This window comes from Ruegeria sp. BG10, from assembly GCF_056538575.1.
Map to the genome: position 1 here is coordinate 2,169,175 of NZ_JBQFTI010000001.1, position 18,786 is coordinate 2,187,960.

Consider the following 18,786-nt stretch of genomic DNA (forward strand, 5'->3'; position numbering starts at 1 on the left):
ACCTCCGCATCTTTGAACGATCTGCAAGGTTTACCGGCCTTCCTGCGATAGCTCGTTCAGACACTGGCCCCTAACTTTGTTTCAGCGGTTGGCAGTCCGGCCAACCCGAACCTGAACATGGAAGGAATTAACAATGAAATCCCTGGTCCTGACCACCCTGATCGCGACCCTGCCCCTGATCGCGGCCCCGGCATTTGCCGCGGACGAGATCAATGTCTCGAACGGCATTTCAGCGGCGGGTGCTCCGCTGGCGGCGCATGGCGTCGATCTGGTTGCGCTGGTCAATGACGGCAACCCGGTCGAAGGGTTTGCCACACATTCCGCCACTTACGACGGCGCGTCCTATTACTTCACCAGTGCAACAAACCGCGAGGCGTTCGAGGCCAATCCCGCAGCTTATCTGCCGCAACATGGCGGGTTCTGCTCGTTCGGGGTGTCGGTGGGCAAAAAGTTTGACGGCGACCCGGATCAGTATCTGGTTTCCGACGGCAAACTGTATCTGTTCCTGAATGCCGAAACCCGCGCCGCGTTCTTGAAGGACGTGGCGGCCACGTCGCAAACGGCCGACGATCAGTGGGCAAAAATCAAGACCATCGCCATTGGCGAACTGTAATCTCTAGTCCCGCGGCGCTATGGCGCCGCGGGTGCCTTCTGTTCGATAACCTCAATCGCCCGCGCTAGGGCTGCTGCGATGCTCAACTCCGACGTATCCAGCAACACCGCATCATCCGCAGGTATCATGGGCGCGGTACTGCGCGCGGCATCCCGTTCGTCACGCTCACGCACATCGGCCAGAACCTGTTCGCGCGTCACGTCAGCACCTTTGCCCGTCAGTTCAAGAAACCGGCGCTCGGCCCGAACCTCGGCGCTGGCCGTGACAAACAGTTTCACCTCTGCGTCCGGGCAAATCACCGTACCGATATCGCGCCCGTCCAGCACGGCACCTGCCGCACGGCGGGCAAAGGCGCGCTGGAAATCCACCAGCGCCGCGCGCACCTCGGGGATCACCGCGACCTTGGACGCCGCTTGCGCAATCTCAGCCGTTCGCAGGTCGCCCTGCTCCAACTCCTCGGCCGTCAGTGCCTGTGCCGCCTGCACAGGCTGCATCCCGTCCAGCGTGCGCCGGCCAACGGCGCGATACAAAAGCCCGGTGTCCAGATGCGCAAATCCGAAATGCGCCGCGACCGCTTTCGAGATCGTACCCTTGCCTGCGGCCGCAGGACCGTCGATGGCAACCGTAAAACTCATGTACGCTCGACCCGGGCACCCAGCCCCGCCATCAGCGGTTCAAAGATCGGGAAGGATGTCGCGATCGGGCCGCCGTCGTCCACCGCGACAGGAGATTTCGCGCCCATGCCCATCACCATGAACGACATCGCAATGCGGTGATCCAGAAAGCTTTCGCAGGTGCCGCCACCGGGGACATTGCCGATGCCCAGCCCCTCGACCGACCACCATTCTTCGCCCTCTTCGACCGCCACGCCGTTGGCGCGCAGCCCGCGCGCCATGGCGTCGATCCGGTCGCTTTCCTTGACGCGCAATTCCTTCACGCCGCCCATCATCGTGGTGCCGGTGGCGTTTGCCGCGACCACGGACAAAACCGGGTATTCGTCGATCATCGAGGCGGCGCGCTCGGGCGGGACATTGATCCCCTTCATGTTGGGCGAGTATTTCGCGCGCAGGTCAGCAACCGGCTCTCCACCCTCTTCGCGTTCGTTTTCATACGTCAGATCCGCGCCCATCTCGCGCAGCGTGGTGAACAGCCCCGCACGCGTCGGGTTCAGGCCGATACCCGGCACCAGCACATCCGAACCGGGCGTGATCAACGCGGCACAGACCGGGAAAGCCGCGCTGGACGGATCGCGTGGTACGGCGATGACCTGCGGTTTCAGTTCGGGACGACCGGTCAGGGTGATCACCCGGCCCTCATCCGTATCCTCAACCGTGATCTCCGCACCGAACCCGGCCAGCATCCGTTCCGAGTGGTCGCGAGTTGCTTCTTTCTCGATCACCACGGTCTTGCCGGGGGCATTGAGACCGGCCAGAAGCACAGCGGATTTCACCTGTGCCGAAGGAACCGGCACCTCGTAGCGCACCGACACTGGTTCAGCAGCGCCGACGATGGTCATCGGCAAGCGCCCGCCCGAACGGCCGACCGATTGCGTACCGAACAGCGCCAGCGGATCGGTGACCCGCGCCATCGGGCGTTTGTTCAGGCTGGCGTCACCTGTAAACGTCGCCAAAATCGGAGAAGTCGCCATCGCGCCCATGATCAGCCGCACGCCGGTCCCGGAGTTTCCGCAGTCAATCACCTGATCCGGCTCGGCAAACCCGCCGACGCCAACGCCATGCACGGTCCATTCGCCGTTGCCGTGATCGGTGACCTCGGCCCCAAAGGCGCGCATGGCCTTGGCGGTATCCAGAACGTCTTCGCCCTCCAGCAGGCCCGAGATCCTTGTCTCACCCACTGCCATCGCGCCCAGGATCAGCGACCGGTGCGAGATCGACTTGTCGCCAGGCACCTCGGCCGTGCCGGTCAGCGGGCCGCAGGGATGCGAGGTCATCGGGATGGGCGTGCCGTGTCCGGACATGGGGGCTCCTTTTGCGCTATCAGTGCTCAAGCCGATTAGCGAATTGGCGCCGGTTGGTCCAGCGGCAAAGGGTCGGCAACATGCCGCTTTGGAAAAACTATCGGGTTATTCTGTGCGCAACTTCAATGCTGCGGTATGATGGTGCCAATAGTTTTGAATATTTCAGTCCAAGAACAAAATTCGAAGGAACACGTCATGACGGATGTCTGGTCCCTGATGGCCCAAGGGCCCCGAGAGCTTTTTCACCCCAAGGATCCGTTTCGCTCCGAAAGCAAGATCGAACAAAGACTGGCATTTCTTGTGGGTCTGGTCGCCTTCGGTCTGCCGGTCATACTGGCAGCCGGCGCAGTGTTCGGAGGAAGCTGCTTTCGCGACAGCATCAGCCATTTCTACTATGCGCAGTTCCTGGGGGCGGTCTTTGTTGGCCTGCTGTGTTTCGTGGGCGGGTTTCTGATTGCCTATACCGGTGAGACCTTTTTCGAAGACTCGCTCAGCAGCGTCGCCGGTGTCGGAGCCTTCACCGTGGCTTCCGTCCCGACATTGGGTACCGGATGTGAAAACCCCGCCACGTTTCTTTCCCGCGTCTTTGTCCAAGTGACCAATGGCGACCCGATCACCGTGGCCGAGGCCCCGCATCAGGGGTTCTTCAACCTGTTCAGCACCGCCAGCAACTGGCACATGGTGGCCGCGGGCATTCTGTTCATCTATCTCGGCCTCTACTGCCTGATTGTCCTGCGGCGGGTGGTTCCGGAACGGCATGAAAAAAACGGCGTACTGATCGAAAGCAAGCGCCAGCGCAACCAACTATACAGCATCTGCGGTCTGGTCATTCTGGCCTGCGTTGCCTTGCTGTTTCTCAAAAGCAAGATCGGCGGACCGGGTTTCCTTGACTGGTGGAACAGCCTGAACCTGACATTCTTTTTCGAAGCAATCGCGCTGTGGGCCTTTGGAATTGCCTGGTTTGCCAAGGGGCGCATGTTCCCCTCGTTGAACGACAGTTAGCCAAGGCGCCGGAACGTCAGATAATGAGGGGTCCGCCCTTCGCGCAGGGCTTTTTGTTCGTAACGAGTTGACATCCAGTCATCCCACGGCTCGCGCCAGTCTGCCGGGCGCTCGGCCAACCATTCGAATCCGGCGCGGGGAACTTCTTCAAGAGTCTGGCGGACATAATCGGGGATGTCGGTTGCAACGCGGAATATCGCCCCCGGTTTCAGGACACGGGCCAGCGGTTCCAGATGCTCGGGCGTCACGAACCGGCGGCGGTGGTGCCGCGTCTTCGGCCAGGGGTCGGGATACAGCAGAAACGCGCGCGAGATGCTGGCTCTGGGCAGCACGTCAAACAGGTCGCGTGCGTCCCCGGGATGCACGGCCAGGTTTTCCACCCCGGCCTTGCGGATCTTGCCCAGCAGCATGGCCACACCATTGATATAGGGTTCGGCCCCGATGATGCCGATATCGGGGTTGCTGGCGGCCTGATGCACAAGATGCTCGCCGCCGCCAAAACCGACCTCAAGCCAGACGTCCTTGCCGCCGAACAGCGCCTGCAAATCCAGCGGGTGACGTTCGGGGTTGGTGTCCCAGTCAACCGCTCCGGGTGACAGCGCGTCGAGGTCTTCGTTCAGATACGTCTTTTGACTCTGCTTCAGGACTTTGCCCTTGAAGCGGCCATAGAAGTTTCTGCGGGGGCGTTGTGGTGTCTGGGTGCTCATGGCGGTGCCCATACTGCGCAGGGTGCAACGTTGCAACCCCGGCGCAGGATCGAAAAAGCGCGCCGGTTTCGGCGCGCCCGGTTTTCGTTCAGATCAGACCGCCGCTTTCAGCGCGTCGGCCAGATCGGTGCGTTCCCAGCTGAACCCGCCATCGGCCTCTGGCTGGCGGCCGAAATGGCCATATGCCGCCGTGCGCTGATAGATTGGCTTGTTCAGCTCCAGATGCTGACGGATGCCGCGCGGTGTCAGATCCATCACCTGGCCAACGGCTTTTTCAATCGCCGCGTCCGCAACCTGACCGGTGCCATAGGTATCGGCATAGATCGACAGCGGTTTGGAAACGCCAATCGCATAACTCAGCTGAATGGTGCAGCGTTCTGCCATGCCCGAGGCAACCACGTTTTTTGCCAGATAGCGCGCCGCATAAGCCGCCGAACGGTCAACTTTGGTCGGGTCTTTGCCCGAGAAGGCGCCGCCGCCATGCGGTGCCGCGCCGCCATAGGTGTCCACGATGATCTTTCGCCCGGTCAGGCCCGCATCTCCGTCCGGGCCGCCGATGACGAATTTGCCGGTGGGGTTCACATGCCATTCGGTATTGGCGGACAGCCAACCATCAGGCAGCGTCTCACGAATATAAGGCTCGACAATGTCGCGGATGTCATCCGAGGTCAGCGCCTCGTCCAGATGCTGGGTCGACAGCACGATCGAGCTGACACCGACGGGCTTGCCGTCCTGATAGATCACCGAGAGCTGAGATTTCGCATCCGGGCCAAGCGCGGGCTCGGTTCCGTCTTTGCGCACTTCGGCCAGACGGCGCAGGATCGCATGTGAATACTGGATCGGTGCCGGCATCAGAGTGGGCGTTTCGGTGGTCGCGTAGCCGAACATGATGCCCTGATCGCCGGCCCCTTCGTCCTTGTTGTCCGCGGCATCCACACCCTGCGCAATATGGGCGGATTGCTCGTGCAGCAAGTTCGTCACCTCGACCGTTTCGTGGTGGAACTTGTCCTGCTCGTACCCGATGTCCTTGATACAGGCGCGCGCGATCTCGTCGATACGGCCCATGTAATCATGCAGTTTGTCCTGATCCGACAGACCCACCTCTCCACCAATCACAACACGGTTGGTTGTTGCAAATGTTTCGCAGGCCACGCGTGCTTCGGGTTCTTCGTTCAGAAAGGCGTCAAGGACGGCATCGGAAATCCGGTCGCAAACCTTATCCGGGTGCCCTTCGGAAACGGACTCCGAAGTGAAAATGTAGTTCTGTCGGGACATGAATGTGCTCCATTAAGATTTCCCCATCACGCCAGGAAGCCGTTGTGACAGGCATCCGAGGGGATACGCGCGCAGTTAGACGGGGTCAATCGGTAATTAAACACGTCGTTGCCGGGCGTTGCGCCAAAGCAGCGCAAACAGGGTCAGAAGCACGGCAAAGACCGGCAAATCACCAATCCGCGCGTAGAAGGTCGGGTCCAGTGGGGCCGGTAGTTTCGCGTCGATGAACCCGGCCTGCCCCAAGGCCAGTTTCTTTGTGACGCGCCCCAACGGGTCGATCATGGCCGACACCCCGGTATTGGCCGAACGCATCATCGGCAGCCCCTGCTCGATCGCGCGCATCCGGGCCTGCGCCAGATGCTGATACGGGCCCGACCGGGTGCCGAACCACGCATCATTGGTGATTTGCAGCAGGAAATCCGCCCGTTCCGGGGCCGACAGCACATCCTGCGTAAACACGGCCTCATAACAGATCAGCGGCAGCGCCTTGCCCAACTTGCCCGCATCCATCAGGGCTGCGCCTGGTCCCGCGCTGAACCCGTTGCCCGTGGTCGCTGCCATCCCGTAGATGCCAAACCGCGCCATAGCCTCACCAAAGGGGACATATTCGCCGAATGGAGCCAGGTGGTGCTTGTCGTACAGCCCCTGTTGCCGGCCCTCTTCGTTCAGATAGATCATCGAGTTGAAGATGCGCGGCCCGTCGCCACGTTGAATGCCAAGGATAACAGGCGTGCCCTGTGCAGCTTCCGCCACCACGTCCAGATACGGCTGCGCACTGCCCAGCCACGCAGGAACCGAGGTTTCGGGCCACACGATCAGGTCGGGCCTGGGTGGCGCGGCGGTGAACTCGATCTGGCGGGCAAAGAACAACGGGGCATAGTCCGGGTGCCATTTCTGGTGCTGCGGCGCGTTGGGCTGGATCAAGCGAACAACGTGGTCCGTCTCGGAAACGGCCGGACGCGTGGCCGCATAGCCCAGCGCCAGACCGACGAACCCCGCAGTCATCCCGAGTGGCAGAGCCCACCCGCGCCGCTGCGCCAGTGCGGCCCCTAAGGGCAGGGTTGCCAAAAGCGTCAGCGCCGCCAGACCATACGGTCCGAACAGGGACAGCAGTTGGGCAACCGGGCTGTCCACCCAAACCTGTGCCAGTCCGGCCCAGGGAAATCCCGTCAGAACATATCCCCGTGCAAATTCCGCCAGCGCAATCGCCAACGACAGAAACACGGCCTGCGGCACCGCGCGACCGGCCGGTCGCCGGGCGACCCAGAACGCCAGCGCCCAGAACAGCGCCAGCCCGCCTGCCATAAAGATTAACGCAAACGGCGCCATCCAGGCGTGCCGTTCCGCATCGACCAGAAACGGCTCGATAATCCAGCTCAGAGCGTGGGCGAAATACCCGGTTGCAAAAGCCCAGCCCAGCCAGGCCGCCTGACCCCGTGTTTCAGTTGACAGAAACAGCGGCGACAGCAGCACCAAAGCCACCAGCGAGGCGGCCCAAATGCCGTAGGGTGCCAGACCAAACGCCGCCAGTGCACCCAGCAGCGCCGCCAGCACTAATTTCAGCCACAAGGGCCAACCCTGAGCAGGGTTCATGCAACGAGATCCGGTAGCATCACACGCAGCCGTTTGATCCGGCGCGGATCGGCATCCATCACCTCAAATTCCGGGCCTTCAGGATGCAATACAACCTCGCCCCGCGCGGGAACGCGGCCGGATAACATGAATACCAGTCCGCCCAGCGTGTCGATCTCTTCTTCGTCGACATCCTCGTGGCTGGTCAGCGAGCGCCCGATCTCTGCCTCGAACTCTTCCAGCGGAATGCGCGCCTGAACGACGTAGCAGCCGGGCTTTTCCTGAACCCAAAGCTGGCTTTCATCGGCGTCATGCTCATCTGCGATTTCCCCGACAACCTGTTCGATCAGGTCCTCGATCGTCAGCAAGCCATCAACGCCGCCATATTCGTCGATCACCAGCGCCATATGGCGACGCTCGGTCTGCATCTTGGTCAGCAGAACGCCGATCGGCATCGACGGCGGCACGAACAGCAACGTGCGTAGCATCGATACCAGATCAAACTCTGATGACTTTCCGTTGAACCCATGGGTCAGCGCAAAATCCTTGAGGTGCACGAACCCCAAAGGCGTATCAAGCGTCCCCTCATAGACCGGTATTCGGGAAAGGCCGCTGTCCCGAAACACCTGCGCCAGCTCATCCTTTGTGATGGTCGAGGGCACAGACACGATCTCGGCCGTGGGAATGGCCACGTCCTCGACCCGCATCCGTCTGAGATTGATCATGCCCCGTGGTTGCGCCATGTCGACTTCATGCCCGTTTGCCGCGCCGACCTCCTCATCGTCATGCGACGAGAATGCGTCCATCAGCCGAGAAAAAAAGCCGGCCTTCTCTTTACCGTGTTCACCGCTGTCCTTTGGTTGCGCGCCATGCGCCGCCATAGAACTGCCGTCTGATTCGCCCATAATCCTGTTCCAAATAACTGGCCTCAAAGGCCCGTGCTAACCACTATATGGGTCATCAATACCCAATTTGCCAAGTATATCGACTTCGACGCTCTCCATCAAAGTGGCGTCGGGGTCACGAATGTGATCATATCCCAGCAAATGCAACACTCCGTGAACGATCAGATGCGTCACATGATCGTCCATGGGTTTGCCTGCCTCGGCCGCTTCCCGTGCACATGTCTCGTACGAGATCGCGATGTCACCCAATGCGAATTCGCCGGTAAAGTCCGGCTCGGGCAATGCCGGGGGCTGGCCCGCAACCTCAGCCGCCAGGTCTTCGGCAGGCCAGCTGAGAACATTTGTGGGCGCAGGCTTTTCGCGAAACTCGGCATTCAGTTCAGCGATCCGGGCATCATCACAGGCCAGCAGGCTGATCTCGCACAGATCAAGGTCCAGACCGCAATGCGCCAGCACAGCGCGGACCGCACGCTCGGCCAAAGGCTCCAGCCCCTGCCAGCGCGGCTCTTCGATCGTTATTTCAAGTTTCATGCCAACATGTCCAAAGTTCCGGTATCGGAACCCTGTCGTTATCCCGTCTCACGGCCCGAGTCGGCCTCATACGCTTCGATGATGGCGGCGACAAGCGGGTGACGCACGACATCCTTCGATGTGAAATAGTTGAAACTGATATTCGGGATCGTTTTCAACAGCCGTTCCGCATCTGCAAGGCCCGACTGCACGCCGCGCGGCAGATCGACCTGCGAGCGGTCGCCGGTGATGACCATGCGGCTGCCCTCGCCCAGACGGGTCAGGAACATCTTCATCTGCATGGTGGTGGCATTCTGCGCCTCATCCAAAACGACAAAGGCGTTTGCCAGCGTGCGCCCCCGCATAAACGCCAGCGGCGCGATTTCGATTCGTTTCTCTTCGATCAGCTTGGCCAGCTGTTTGCCGGGCAGAAAATCGTTCAGCGCGTCATATAGCGGCTGCATATAGGGATCGACCTTGTCCTTCATGTCGCCTGGCAGGTAGCCCAGTTTTTCACCCGCTTCGACGGCGGGGCGGCTGAGAATGATCCGGTCCACATGCCCGCCGATAAACATCGACACCCCGACGGCCACGGCCAGATAGGTTTTACCGGTGCCCGCCGGCCCGATCCCGAAGGCCAATTCATTGTTGAACAGCGATTGAACATACGCCTTCTGCGCATCAGTGCGCGGTTCAACCAACTTTTTGCGGGTCTTGATTTCGACCGTGCCGCCCTTGAACATCTCAAGCTGGTCGCCGTCACGGCTGCCGGTTCCTTTCTCGGAACCGCCCATGCGCAGCTCACGATCCACATCTGCTGCTTCAACGTCGCGGCCACCTTCCAGACGGGTGTAAAGCGCTTGAAGCACCTCGATCGCCTGTTTCTGGGCGTCTTCATCCCCCATCACCACCAGCTGGTTGCCGCGGCGCACGATCTGAACGGACAGCTTGTGTTCGATATCGGTCAGGTTGCGGTCATATTCACCGCAAAGATCAATCAACAACCGGTTGTCAGGGAATTCTACAAACGCCTCGCGCTGGGGCATTTCATCTTGCGGTGGGGTCAGGGCACCGATGGCCAATCCGTTCTCCTGTCTTGGCGTTTCATCCCGAGCGTAGACAACAATTCTTGTTGGGCGCAAGCCACAGTTTCAAAATTTCCGCGACGGATGGCAAAACCGCCAGCCCCCGAAAGCGGACCGGTGAAAAATCCCGTTCCGGCACGGAACCTTGCCTGTGTTTCTTGTCAGAATTTGTAGTTCAGGCCAAATCGCAGGCCGCGATAGCGTGGCGTCGATTTGGTCGAAAACCCGTTGTCGAACACAACGTCCTTCGAGTCGAATTGCGCATATTCATACTCACCCGTGATCGACCAGTTCTCACTCAGGCTGTGTTCCGCCCCGATACTTGCCGAAAAGCCCGCCCGTTGATCACTGTCTTCAAACGGCTGAACCGTCGACCCGCTGGACAGGCTGCTTGTCGTCGTGATGTCGCCACGTACATATCCAACCGAAACGAAATATAGAACCGTGCCGCGCTTGTTGGTCAGCCCGTTGCGGAACCGCAGCGACAGCACGTCCGAGATTTCCGATCCGCCATTGACGGTGACACTGCCAATCTGGGTCGAAGCATCATCGTCAAGCGATCCGAAATCATACCCGAGCTCGAACCCGTAGACATAGCTGCGCCCGCCCATGGCCGGAAGAACACCGCGCCAGCCACCCCGGATGCCGCCGTAGGAACCGTTCAGATCCAGTTCGCCGATTTCAAAGAGGCCCGTAGAGGTTCTGAGGCCAAACCTGTCGGTACCGCCGGTTGCGTATCCGCCGGACAATCCCAGATAAAACGCGCTTACATCGCTGCCAAAGCGTTTCGGGCTGGCGACGGGAGGGTCTGAAACGCCCTGATCCAGATTGCCGGCCGCCGTCGCGGTTGAAAGAACCGACGTTGCCGTCACAACGGACAAGGCAAATTTCAAGGTTGATCCAAAGTACCGTTTAAGGATTTTCACTCGCACCCTCCATCGTCCCGACCCGACAGCCGGATCAGCACAGATCTGGATTTCGGGAATGAAAACCTGTCCCCGAAAAAATCTGGTCTTTCTCGGAACATAGTTCCAAGTAATAAATCAAGGGTTAATTTTGGAAACAAACACCAACTATGGTATCCAAACAGCACATGAATGCCGGATCAGACCAGCGCGCCCGCCAGTGAATTCGCGCCCGATCCGGTGATCAGAACATCCTTCAGCTCGCCAATTGCGACGTCGGCATCGGATACGTGAACCGAGTGCAGATACTCAGATTTTCCAACCATTTGGCCGGGCAGACGGCCGGTTTTTTCAAACAGAACGCGCACCTTGCGGCCAACCATGGCGTCCTGAATTTCGCGCTGATGTCGGGTGATCAGCGCTTGCAGACGTTGTAGGCGGTCATCCGCCGCCTCGGGATCAACCTGAGACCTCTCGGCTGCGGGTGTTCCGGGCCGGGTCGAATATTTGAACGAATAGGCATAGCCGTATCTGACCTCTTCCACCAGATCCAGCGTGGCCTGAAAATCGGCTTCGGACTCTTCGGGGAAGCCAACAATGAAGTCTCCGGACATCATGATATCCGGACGCGCCGCCCGGATCCGTTCGATCAGTCGCAGGTAGCTTTCCGCCGTGTGGCTGCGGTTCATGCGCTTGAGAATTCTGTCGGAACCGGACTGCACCGGCAGATGCAGGTAAGGCATCAGCTTGTCGCAGGTTCCGTGCGCCTCAATCAGGTCCTCGCCCATGTCATTCGGGTGCGACGTGGTAAAGCGGATGCGCTCCAGCCCGTCGACCTTGTTGAGCTCCCAGATCAGTCCGGCCAGCGTCATGTCACCGTTCGGGCCGGCCCCGTGATAGGCATTCACGTTCTGACCCAGCAGAGTGATCTCTCGCACGCCACGCTCGACCAGATCACGCGCCTCGCGCAGTATGCGATCGGCAGGACGGCTGACTTCGGCCCCGCGGGTATAGGGCACCACGCAGAACGCACAGAATTTGTCACAGCCTTCCTGTACGGTCAGAAATGCCGTCGGGCCGCGCTTGGCCTTGGGGCGGTTCTTGAGTTTCTCGAACTTATCCTCTTCGGGGAAATCCGTATCCAGCGCCTTGGCGCCTTCGCGTGTCTTTGCCTCCATCTCGGGCAGGCGGTGATAGCTTTGCGGTCCCACCACCAGATCGACCAATGGCTGGCGACGCATGATTTCCTCGCCTTCGGCCTGTGCAACACACCCGGCGACACCAATCTTGAGATCCGGCTTTTCAGCCTTCAGACCCTTGAACCGGCCAAGTTCGGAATACACCTTTTCGGCCGCTTTTTCCCGAATATGGCAGGTGTTCAGCAGAATCATATCTGCATCGTCAGCACTTTGGGTTTCGACATAGCCCTGACCACCCAGCGTTTCGGCCATCCGCTCGCTGTCATAGACATTCATCTGACAACCATAGGTCTTGATGTACAGCTTTTTGGGTTCCGACATGGATGGTGCCTTTGCGTTCGCGGGATCGGCGTCCTCTATACCCAACGAACGCCGCTTGCAATGGCGAGGCGATTACCCGATTTTGACCGAAGATTCCAGCAAAGTGGAACCAGACAGGCCATGCAATACGACTCTCTCAATGAATTTCTCTCTTCTGGCGTTCCTGCCCTTGCCAGAGGTCCGGTGGCCCTGGTCTTCGCCGAAGATGACGTCGAGGTCGACAGCACCATCCGCCATCATCTGAACCTTGGCTTTGCCGCTCTGGTCGCCTTCATGCCGCAGGATTTCGAACTGGATTCCGACCTGACGGACAGAATTCATCGGGTCACACTGACCTGCGCACCACGCACGGTCGTGTTCGACGCAATCAACAAGGTTATACAGGCCGCGCCCGGCCTGTGGATGTATTATTGCTACAATGCCGAGTTCCTGTTCTTCCCGTTCTGCGAAACCCGGACCATCGGTGAACTGCTGGCCTTCCACACGGAGGAGCGTCGGGACGCGATGCTCAGCCATGTTGTTGACCTCTATGCCGACGATCTGGACGTCTTTCCCAACGGCGTTGCCCCGGATCGCGCGATGCTGGACAGCACAGGCTATTACGCCCATACCCGCCACGACACCGAAGGTCACCCGCTGGAGCGGCAGCTGGATATGTCCGGCGGTCTGCGCTGGCGGTTCGAGGATCATATCCCGTACGAGCGTCGCCGGATCGACCGGATCGCTTTGTTCAGATCCCGCAAGGGTCTGCAATTACTGCCGGATCACACGCTCAATGAACCGGAATACAACACGTATTCCTGCCCATGGCATCACAACGTGACCGCAGGCATCTGTTCGTTCCGCGCCGCCAAGGCCCTGAAAAGCAACGCCGGGTCGACGTTCGACATTCCAACCTTTCTCTGGCGAAATTCGGTTCCGTTCGAATGGACGTCGCGGCAGTTGCTTGACCTCGGGCTGATCGAATCGGGCCAGTGGTTCTGACGCGCCTCGATTTACCGTCGCAGCAGTACCGGAAACCAATCCTCGCGCAGTCGCTGGCCGGGTGTCATGTCATGCCCCGGAAACGGCGGTGAGGTCCGGCCCGGCCGGTTTACATAGCGCGCATCATCCCCGACCAGACGCAGCGAAAACGCCCGGCGGCGGCTGTCGGAATGGTTGCCGCGCGCACCATGAAGGGTTCGGTAATTGAATGCCACCGCATCGCCCGGCTCCATTTCGAACTCCACGATTGTCATGCCATCGGCGTCAGGGTCCGGCACAGGGATGTACTGACCCTTATCGGGGAAAAATCCCTCTTCCGAGACCCAGCGCGTCGGCAGGACCTCTTTGTCCCAGCGATGCGATCCGGCCACGCAACGCAGCGTCGCCTGTTTCACCGGGTCGAGGGGTGACCAGAAGCTGATCGTCTGCTGCCCTTCGACAAAATAATAAGGCCCGTCCTGGTGCCATGGGGTCGCCATCGAGGTCCCCGGTTCCTTGACCAGAACATGATCATGAAACATCTGCACGGTCTGCGACTGCATCAGATCCGCCGCGACCTCAGCCACCGGAGAGGTCTCGATCACCTGACGGAACTGATCGATACGCGACCAGTTGCAGTAATCGTCAAAGAATAACCCGGTCTCGCCCTGCTTTTTGTTTTCCGAGGCATAAGGACCCGGCTCCGCCATGTTCGCGGCGACGCCTTCGCGCAGGGTCTCGACATGGTCGGCGAACAGCCTTCTGATCAGGACAACGCCATCTTCCTGATAGGTGTCGATCATCTCTTGCGTGACCAGCGAGTGCGTCATTTCCGTCTCCGTTCCTGCGATTGGATCATCTGCACATGGAAAGGACGTCTGTTCAAATCATATCTTTCAAATATAGACTTAACTTCATGTTATATATTTCCCTGCGCCAATACGAATATGTCTGCGCCATCGGGCACCACGGCAGCCTGTCCGCCGCGGCACAGAATCTGAACGTCTCGCAACCGGCGCTGTCAAACGCGCTCACGCGGGTAGAAGAGAAACTGGGCCATTCCCTGTTTGCCCGCAAACGTGGCGCAGCCTTGTCGCTGACACCGCAGGGCCGCAGGTTCATCGAAGATGCCGAGGCGTTACTGGCCAGTGCTGCAAGGCTTGAGAATGCGTCCGCGCCCAGCGCAGGCTCTGCGCGGCTGCGGCTCGGGTGTTTTGAAGATCTGGCTCCGTTCCTGCTTGCGCGGGCCTTGCGAGAACTGCAGGAGGCCCTGCCGGATGTCGCCGTGTCCTACAGGGTGGCCGGGTTTCAGGGCCTGATCACCGACCTGATCGAAGGGCGCATCGATCTTGCGCTGACCTATGCTCTGAGCATGGATGCGGCCTTTACCCGCCACAGGCTGTTCACGAATACGCCCAAGGCACTAATGCCGCCATTCCACTCTCTGGCCATGCAGGAGCGTGTATCGCTGCGCGATCTGGCCGCCCATCCGCTGATCCTTTCGACCGAGGGGCTTTCGGCGCAGCATATTCTGGGGCTGTTTCGGCAGATCGGCGAAGAACCGACCGTCGCACATCGCGCGGCATCGCTGGAAATTCAGCGCAGCCTGGCCGCAAATCACGAAGGCGTCGCAATCAGTTATGCCAGTACGCCTGCCGAATTCAGCTATGACGGAATGCCGCTGATCAGCCTGCCCGTCTCTGATCCGTTCGCGGCCGAACCGGTGATCCTGGCGCGACACGGCACGGGACCCGCCGATCCGCAAACGGTGGCGGCAGAACGTGTTTTGATCCGATCGATGACGTAGGACTATTTCTTCCGCAGGCGGATCACCACGTCGACCGACGCGATTTCGACGCCTTCGGGCGCTTTGGGCAGGCGTTGTATCACCAACTCATCAGAGGGCGCATCGCTAAGCCGGCCCTCATCTTCCCAGAAGAAATGGGGATGATCGTGGGTGTTGGTGTCGAAATAGCTTTTCGACCCGTCCACGGTGATTTCCTGCAAGACACCGGCGTCGCAGAAGGCGCGCAGCGTGTTGTAGACCGTCGCCAGCGACACCGCATCACCATTCTTTTTTGCGGCCTCGAACAGGCTTTCGGCCGTTACGTGGCGATGACGGCCATCACCCACCAACAACTCGGCAAGCGCCACCCGCTGGCGCGTCGGACGCAATCCGGCGTCCACCAACCAATTCGTGGCTATGTTCTGGCTCTGAGGCGTCATGAATCCGAAACCTGTTTGTTGCTGAGCTATATATAAGTGCGCTGGTCAGGTAATTTCAAATGAAATTCATTCGCAAAGAATGGTCTGAACACAACATGATGTGGGCCAGTGCTCTTGCAGGACCTTGCATACGGGTGCTAGGTGAGGCCAGATATAACGAACGGACCCCTGGCAGGAGAGGCGGCAGAATGGCCCAATTCCCGAGCAGCTTTGACAAGGACGATCTGCTGAAATGCGCCCGTGGCGAATTATTCGGCCCCGGAAACGCGCAGTTGCCCGCCCCGCCGATGCTGATGATGGACCGGATCACCGACATTTCGGCTGATGGCGGCGCGCACGGCAAGGGTCACGTGCTGGCGGAATTCGATATTGTTCCGGACCTGTGGTTCTTTGACTGCCACTTCCCCGGCAACCCGATCATGCCGGGCTGTCTGGGGCTGGACGGGCTGTGGCAACTAACCGGGTTCAACCTGGGCTGGCGCGGCTGGCAGGGGCGCGGCATGGCCGTGGGCGTTGGCGAGGTCAAGCTGACCGGAATGGTGCGCCCGGACCGCAAGATGCTGACTTACAAAATCGACTTTAAGAAGGCGATCCAGACCCGCCGACTGACGATGGGTGTGGCGGATGGTATCGTCGAAGCCGACGGTGAATTGATTTACGACGTTAAGGACATGAAAGTCGTTCTGTCCGAAGCCTGAGCCTGACCGGCCCGAAATAAGGAGCACGCACATGCGTCGAGTAGTTGTCACCGGTTTGGGGGTCGTCTCCTCCATCGGGAACAATGCCGAAGAGGTTCTGGCCTCTCTCAAAGCCGGCAAGTCCGGAATCGAGGCCAATGACCAGATGGTCGAACATGGCTTTCGCAGCCAGATTGCGGGGTCGCTCAAGATCGACGTGGCCGAGCATGTGGACAAGCGCACCCTGCGCTTTATGGGTCCCGGCGCGGCTTACGCCCATATCGCCATGAGCCAGGCAATTGCCGATGCCGGTCTGACCGAAGATCAGGTCGTGAATCCGCGCACCGGGCTGGTCGCAGGCTCTGGTGGGCCATCCACCAGCGCGATGCTGACCGCGCATCAGACTGTCCTGAAGAACGGCGCGACCAAGCGGATCGGGCCTTTCGCGGTGCCGAAATGCATGTGCTCGACGATTTCCGCCAATCTTGCGACCGCTTTCAAGATCAAAGGCATCAACTACTCGATTACCTCGGCCTGCTCGACCTCGCTGCACTGCATCGGTAACGCGGCGGAACAGATCATGATGGGCAAGCAGGATGTCATGTTCGCGGGTGGCGGTGAAGAACTCGACTGGACCCTGTCCTGCCTGTTCGACGCGATGGGTGCGATGTCCTCGAAATACAATGACACGCCGGAAAAAGCCTCGCGCGCATTCGATCAGGACCGCGACGGGTTCGTGATTTCGGGCGGCGGCGGCATCGTTGTGCTTGAAGACCTGGACCATGCCCTGGCCCGTGGCGCCAAGATTTATGCGGAGGTCACCGGCTTTGCGGCCACCTCGGACGGTCACGACATGGTGGCCCCGTCCGGTGAAGGCGGCGAGCGCGCGATGCGCCTGGCTCTGGCGACGCTGCCCGAGGGGCGCAAGGTGGATTACATCAACGCCCACGGCACCTCGACCCCGGTCGGAGATGTCGGCGAGGTCGAAGCGGTGCGCCGCATATTCGGTGAAGGCAGCGTGCCTCCGATCTCGTCAACCAAATCGATGACGGGTCACGCGCAAGGCGCGGCCGGTGCGCTTGAAGCGATTTTCTGCCTGCTGATGTTGCACCATGATTTCATTACGCCGTCGATCAATGTCGACACACTTGCCGAAGGCATCCTGCCCGGTGAAATTGCTACTCAAGTAGTTGAAAATGCAGGCTTGGACAGTGTCATGACCAACAGCTTCGGCTTTGGTGGCACAAACGGGTCCATGGTTCTGTCAAAGTATAACGGGTGAACATGATGTCGGATCTTCTAAAGGGCAAACGCGGCCTGATTATGGGCGTGGCCAATGACCGCTCGATAGCGTGGGGTATTGCCAAGGCCATGCATGAGGCCGGTGCCGAATTGGCATTCACCTATCAGGGCGAGGCGTTTGGCAAGCGGCTGGAACCGCTGGCCCAAAGCCTTGGCAGCGATTTCATGGTCGATGCGGATGTCACCGACGACGCCTCGCTGGACCGCGCGTTCGAGGAGCTGGGCGCCCGCTGGCCAACGATCGATTTCGTGGTTCACGCGATTGCCTATTCGGACAAGTCGGAACTGACCGGTCGGTTCCTGAACACAACCCGCGCGAACTTCAAACACTCGATGGACGTATCCGCCTATTCCTTTATCGAGGTCGCCCGCCGCGCCTACCCTCTGATGAAAGACAATGGCGGCAGTCTGCTGACGCTGACCTATCAGGGTTCAAACCGGGTTGTGCCGAACTACAACGTGATGGGCGTAGCAAAGGCCGCGCTGGAATCGGCAACGCGTTACCTGGCCAACGATCTTGGCCCCGAAGGTATCCGCGTGAACGCCATCTCACCCGGCCCGATGAAAACGCTGGCCGGCGCGGCCATCGGTGGCGCGCGCAAGACGTATAAATTCTGCGATCAGAACGCCCCCATGCGTTCCAATGCGACGCTGGAAGCGGTCGGCGGGACCGCGGTTTACCTGACATCGGATGCCGGGGCCTGCACCTCGGGCGAGATCATCCGAGTGGACGGCGGGTTCCATGTTCTCGGAATGCCACAGCCCGATTTCATGTGACCCGATCTTTCCCTGCCCGCGCCCAGATTTGACCATCTTTCGCTGGCAGGGATAGCGGCATGAGCAAAGCAGACCAAATTCTCGCTACCGCCGCGCGCGGTTCCCGATCCCGGCGCAAGCCCGGATTTCTGGGCCAGCGCGGCCGAATCGCGTTGCTGACCCTGACCACCTTGCTGATTCTGTTTGTGTTTTTCACACAGCCCGAGGTCCGCACGGCCTTCGAATCCTGGGCCAGCCTGATAACGGGCTGACCCGGCACCCTGATTTCAGGGCCGTCAGTTGACCGAGACGACCTCAATCTCGAAAATCAGATCCTGCCCCGCCAATGGGTGGTTTGCGTCCAGTGTCACTGTCGCGTCATTCGCCTCGACAACGATCACCGGCAAAGCCTGCCCGTCCGGGGTTTGCATTTGCAGCTGAGTGCCGGGTTCCAAAGGGATGTCATCCGGAATGCCTTCGCGGGGGATATCCTGACGCATTGCCGGGTTGATCGGGCCATAGGCGTCAACACAGGCAATCTCGACACGCTTTTTCTCACCAACGGCAAGGCCGGGAATGGCCGAATCCAGCCCGGGAATGATCTGGCCCGACCCGACCACGAATTCCAGCGGATCGCGTCCCTCGGAGCTGTCGAACACTTTTCCGTCCAACAGCGTTCCGGTGTAATGGATGCGAACTGTGTCGCCTTGTTTTATTGCGGTCATGCGTGGCCTCCGGCCTCAAAGGGGTTGAGCGGCCAAGCCTAGGGTGTGACACGGTATTGTAAACC

The 18,786-nt window shown here is 59.9% G+C and carries 21 protein-coding genes and 1 riboswitch; of the genes, 8 read left to right on the plus strand and 13 right to left on the minus strand.

Annotation, left to right across the window (positions count from 1 at the left end; translation table 11 throughout):
• Positions 1 to 133 precede the first annotated feature (133 nt).
• Positions 134 to 613, plus strand: a complete 480-nt coding sequence (locus tag ACR0D8_RS10755; protein ID WP_480646213.1) for a YHS domain-containing (seleno)protein — start codon at positions 134 to 136, stop codon at positions 611 to 613.
• Positions 614 to 630: 17 nt separating this feature from the next.
• Here the strand turns inward: ACR0D8_RS10755 and ACR0D8_RS10760 are convergent, their stop codons facing one another.
• Together ACR0D8_RS10760 and aroA are read right to left on the minus strand one after the other, a co-directional pair.
• Positions 631 to 1,248 carry a (d)CMP kinase gene (locus ACR0D8_RS10760; protein ID WP_480646215.1) on the minus strand — a complete coding sequence of 206 codons (618 nt, stop codon included), beginning with the start codon at positions 1,246 to 1,248 and terminating at the stop codon, positions 631 to 633.
• Complete coding sequence (aroA, locus tag ACR0D8_RS10765) at positions 1,245 to 2,591, minus strand: 3-phosphoshikimate 1-carboxyvinyltransferase (protein ID WP_480646217.1); 1,347 nt, start codon at positions 2,589 to 2,591, stop codon at positions 1,245 to 1,247. Before aroA ends, ACR0D8_RS10760 begins: the two co-directional genes overlap by 4 nt.
• 195 nt (positions 2,592 to 2,786) lie before the next feature.
• Here aroA and ACR0D8_RS10770 point away from each other — a divergent pair, with 195 nt between their 5' ends.
• Positions 2,787 to 3,593 carry a hypothetical protein gene (locus tag ACR0D8_RS10770; protein ID WP_480646219.1) on the plus strand — a complete coding sequence of 269 codons (807 nt, stop codon included), beginning with the start codon at positions 2,787 to 2,789 and terminating at the stop codon, positions 3,591 to 3,593.
• On the opposite strand, the gene trmB is transcribed toward ACR0D8_RS10770, so the two are convergent.
• The 8 genes from trmB to miaB form a co-directional block, all read right to left on the minus strand.
• Positions 3,590 to 4,300 (minus strand): tRNA (guanine(46)-N(7))-methyltransferase TrmB, encoded by a 711-nt coding sequence (gene trmB / locus ACR0D8_RS10775; RefSeq protein WP_480646221.1) that lies wholly within the window; start codon positions 4,298 to 4,300, stop codon positions 3,590 to 3,592. The genes ACR0D8_RS10770 and trmB overlap by 4 nt on opposite strands.
• 93 nt (positions 4,301 to 4,393) lie before the next feature.
• On the minus strand, positions 4,394 to 5,575 hold the full coding sequence (gene metK, locus ACR0D8_RS10780) for a methionine adenosyltransferase (RefSeq protein WP_480646223.1): 1,182 nt from the start codon (positions 5,573 to 5,575) through the stop codon (positions 4,394 to 4,396).
• 5 nt (positions 5,576 to 5,580) lie between these two features.
• Positions 5,581 to 5,629, minus strand: a riboswitch (SAM-SAH riboswitch).
• Between the two features lie 42 nt (positions 5,630 to 5,671).
• Positions 5,672 to 7,168 carry an apolipoprotein N-acyltransferase gene (lnt, locus tag ACR0D8_RS10785; protein WP_480646225.1) on the minus strand — a complete coding sequence of 499 codons (1,497 nt, stop codon included), beginning with the start codon at positions 7,166 to 7,168 and terminating at the stop codon, positions 5,672 to 5,674.
• The gene (locus ACR0D8_RS10790; protein ID WP_475162748.1) at positions 7,165 to 8,052 is read right to left on the minus strand and encodes a hemolysin family protein; all 888 of its coding nucleotides are present in this window, start codon (positions 8,050 to 8,052) and stop codon (positions 7,165 to 7,167) included. Before ACR0D8_RS10790 ends, lnt begins: the two co-directional genes overlap by 4 nt.
• Before the next feature lie 36 nt (positions 8,053 to 8,088).
• Positions 8,089 to 8,583: an rRNA maturation RNase YbeY gene (gene ybeY / locus ACR0D8_RS10795; RefSeq protein WP_480646227.1), complete on the minus strand. Its 495-nt coding sequence runs from the start codon at positions 8,581 to 8,583 to the stop codon at positions 8,089 to 8,091.
• Between the two features lie 38 nt (positions 8,584 to 8,621).
• Complete coding sequence (locus ACR0D8_RS10800; protein ID WP_475162756.1) at positions 8,622 to 9,644, minus strand: PhoH family protein; 1,023 nt, start codon at positions 9,642 to 9,644, stop codon at positions 8,622 to 8,624.
• Positions 9,645 to 9,808: 164 nt separating this feature from the next.
• Positions 9,809 to 10,573, minus strand: coding sequence for an outer membrane protein (locus ACR0D8_RS10805; RefSeq protein WP_480646230.1), 765 nt, complete (start codon positions 10,571 to 10,573; stop codon positions 9,809 to 9,811).
• Between the two features lie 179 nt (positions 10,574 to 10,752).
• The gene (gene miaB, locus ACR0D8_RS10810) at positions 10,753 to 12,072 is read right to left on the minus strand and encodes a tRNA (N6-isopentenyl adenosine(37)-C2)-methylthiotransferase MiaB (RefSeq protein ID WP_480646232.1); all 1,320 of its coding nucleotides are present in this window, start codon (positions 12,070 to 12,072) and stop codon (positions 10,753 to 10,755) included.
• Between the two features lie 120 nt (positions 12,073 to 12,192).
• Between miaB and ACR0D8_RS10815 the strand changes: the two genes are divergently transcribed.
• Positions 12,193 to 13,056, plus strand: coding sequence for a hypothetical protein (locus tag ACR0D8_RS10815; RefSeq protein WP_480646234.1), 864 nt, complete (start codon positions 12,193 to 12,195; stop codon positions 13,054 to 13,056).
• An 11-nt stretch (positions 13,057 to 13,067) separates the two neighbouring features.
• Here the strand turns inward: ACR0D8_RS10815 and ACR0D8_RS10820 are convergent, their stop codons facing one another.
• A complete protein-coding gene (locus tag ACR0D8_RS10820) occupies positions 13,068 to 13,865 on the minus strand; it encodes a phytanoyl-CoA dioxygenase family protein (protein ID WP_480646236.1) in 798 nt (265 codons plus the stop codon).
• 86 nt (positions 13,866 to 13,951) lie between these two features.
• Between ACR0D8_RS10820 and ACR0D8_RS10825 the strand changes: the two genes are divergently transcribed.
• Positions 13,952 to 14,842: a LysR family transcriptional regulator gene (locus ACR0D8_RS10825; RefSeq protein ID WP_480646238.1), complete on the plus strand. Its 891-nt coding sequence runs from the start codon at positions 13,952 to 13,954 to the stop codon at positions 14,840 to 14,842.
• 2 nt (positions 14,843 to 14,844) lie between these two features.
• On the opposite strand, the gene irrA is transcribed toward ACR0D8_RS10825, so the two are convergent.
• A complete protein-coding gene (gene irrA, locus ACR0D8_RS10830; protein ID WP_475162770.1) occupies positions 14,845 to 15,261 on the minus strand; it encodes an iron response transcriptional regulator IrrA in 417 nt (138 codons plus the stop codon).
• Positions 15,262 to 15,449: 188 nt separating this feature from the next.
• Between irrA and fabA the strand changes: the two genes are divergently transcribed.
• Genes fabA through ACR0D8_RS10850 form a run of 4 tightly spaced genes read left to right on the plus strand, consistent with a single transcriptional unit; the run spans position 15,450 to position 18,268 of the window.
• Positions 15,450 to 15,959 (plus strand): bifunctional 3-hydroxydecanoyl-ACP dehydratase/trans-2-decenoyl-ACP isomerase, encoded by a 510-nt coding sequence (gene fabA / locus ACR0D8_RS10835; protein WP_475162773.1) that lies wholly within the window; start codon positions 15,450 to 15,452, stop codon positions 15,957 to 15,959.
• Positions 15,960 to 15,990: 31 nt separating this feature from the next.
• Complete coding sequence (fabB, locus tag ACR0D8_RS10840; RefSeq protein WP_480646240.1) at positions 15,991 to 17,220, plus strand: beta-ketoacyl-ACP synthase I; 1,230 nt, start codon at positions 15,991 to 15,993, stop codon at positions 17,218 to 17,220.
• 5 nt (positions 17,221 to 17,225) lie between these two features.
• Positions 17,226 to 18,017: an enoyl-ACP reductase FabI gene (locus ACR0D8_RS10845; RefSeq protein ID WP_480646242.1), complete on the plus strand. Its 792-nt coding sequence runs from the start codon at positions 17,226 to 17,228 to the stop codon at positions 18,015 to 18,017.
• Between the two features lie 59 nt (positions 18,018 to 18,076).
• Positions 18,077 to 18,268, plus strand: a complete 192-nt coding sequence (locus ACR0D8_RS10850) for a hypothetical protein (protein ID WP_480646244.1) — start codon at positions 18,077 to 18,079, stop codon at positions 18,266 to 18,268.
• Between the two features lie 24 nt (positions 18,269 to 18,292).
• Here ACR0D8_RS10850 and ACR0D8_RS10855 read toward each other — a convergent pair whose 3' ends face one another.
• Positions 18,293 to 18,721: an FKBP-type peptidyl-prolyl cis-trans isomerase gene (locus tag ACR0D8_RS10855; protein ID WP_480646246.1), complete on the minus strand. Its 429-nt coding sequence runs from the start codon at positions 18,719 to 18,721 to the stop codon at positions 18,293 to 18,295.
• Positions 18,722 to 18,786 lie beyond the last annotated feature (65 nt).

Coding starts and splice junctions, on each gene's coding strand:
- ACR0D8_RS10755 (WP_480646213.1), top strand. CDS start 134: ATGAAATCCCTGGTCCTGACCACCCTGATCGCGACCCTGCCCCTGATC.
- ACR0D8_RS10760 (WP_480646215.1), bottom strand. CDS start 1,248: ATGAGTTTTACGGTTGCCATCGACGGTCCTGCGGCCGCAGGCAAGGGT.
- aroA (WP_480646217.1), bottom strand. CDS start 2,591: ATGTCCGGACACGGCACGCCCATCCCGATGACCTCGCATCCCTGCGGC.
- ACR0D8_RS10770 (WP_480646219.1), top strand. CDS start 2,787: ATGACGGATGTCTGGTCCCTGATGGCCCAAGGGCCCCGAGAGCTTTTT.
- trmB (WP_480646221.1), bottom strand. CDS start 4,300: ATGAGCACCCAGACACCACAACGCCCCCGCAGAAACTTCTATGGCCGC.
- metK (WP_480646223.1), bottom strand. CDS start 5,575: ATGTCCCGACAGAACTACATTTTCACTTCGGAGTCCGTTTCCGAAGGG.
- lnt (WP_480646225.1), bottom strand. CDS start 7,168: ATGAACCCTGCTCAGGGTTGGCCCTTGTGGCTGAAATTAGTGCTGGCG.
- ACR0D8_RS10790 (WP_475162748.1), bottom strand. CDS start 8,052: ATGGGCGAATCAGACGGCAGTTCTATGGCGGCGCATGGCGCGCAACCA.
- ybeY (WP_480646227.1), bottom strand. CDS start 8,583: ATGAAACTTGAAATAACGATCGAAGAGCCGCGCTGGCAGGGGCTGGAG.
- miaB (WP_480646232.1), bottom strand. CDS start 12,072: ATGTCGGAACCCAAAAAGCTGTACATCAAGACCTATGGTTGTCAGATG.
- ACR0D8_RS10815 (WP_480646234.1), top strand. CDS start 12,193: ATGCAATACGACTCTCTCAATGAATTTCTCTCTTCTGGCGTTCCTGCC.
- ACR0D8_RS10820 (WP_480646236.1), bottom strand. CDS start 13,865: ATGACGCACTCGCTGGTCACGCAAGAGATGATCGACACCTATCAGGAA.
- ACR0D8_RS10825 (WP_480646238.1), top strand. CDS start 13,952: ATGTTATATATTTCCCTGCGCCAATACGAATATGTCTGCGCCATCGGG.
- irrA (WP_475162770.1), bottom strand. CDS start 15,261: ATGACGCCTCAGAGCCAGAACATAGCCACGAATTGGTTGGTGGACGCC.
- fabA (WP_475162773.1), top strand. CDS start 15,450: ATGGCCCAATTCCCGAGCAGCTTTGACAAGGACGATCTGCTGAAATGC.
- fabB (WP_480646240.1), top strand. CDS start 15,991: ATGCGTCGAGTAGTTGTCACCGGTTTGGGGGTCGTCTCCTCCATCGGG.
- ACR0D8_RS10845 (WP_480646242.1), top strand. CDS start 17,226: ATGTCGGATCTTCTAAAGGGCAAACGCGGCCTGATTATGGGCGTGGCC.
- ACR0D8_RS10850 (WP_480646244.1), top strand. CDS start 18,077: ATGAGCAAAGCAGACCAAATTCTCGCTACCGCCGCGCGCGGTTCCCGA.
- ACR0D8_RS10855 (WP_480646246.1), bottom strand. CDS start 18,721: ATGACCGCAATAAAACAAGGCGACACAGTTCGCATCCATTACACCGGA.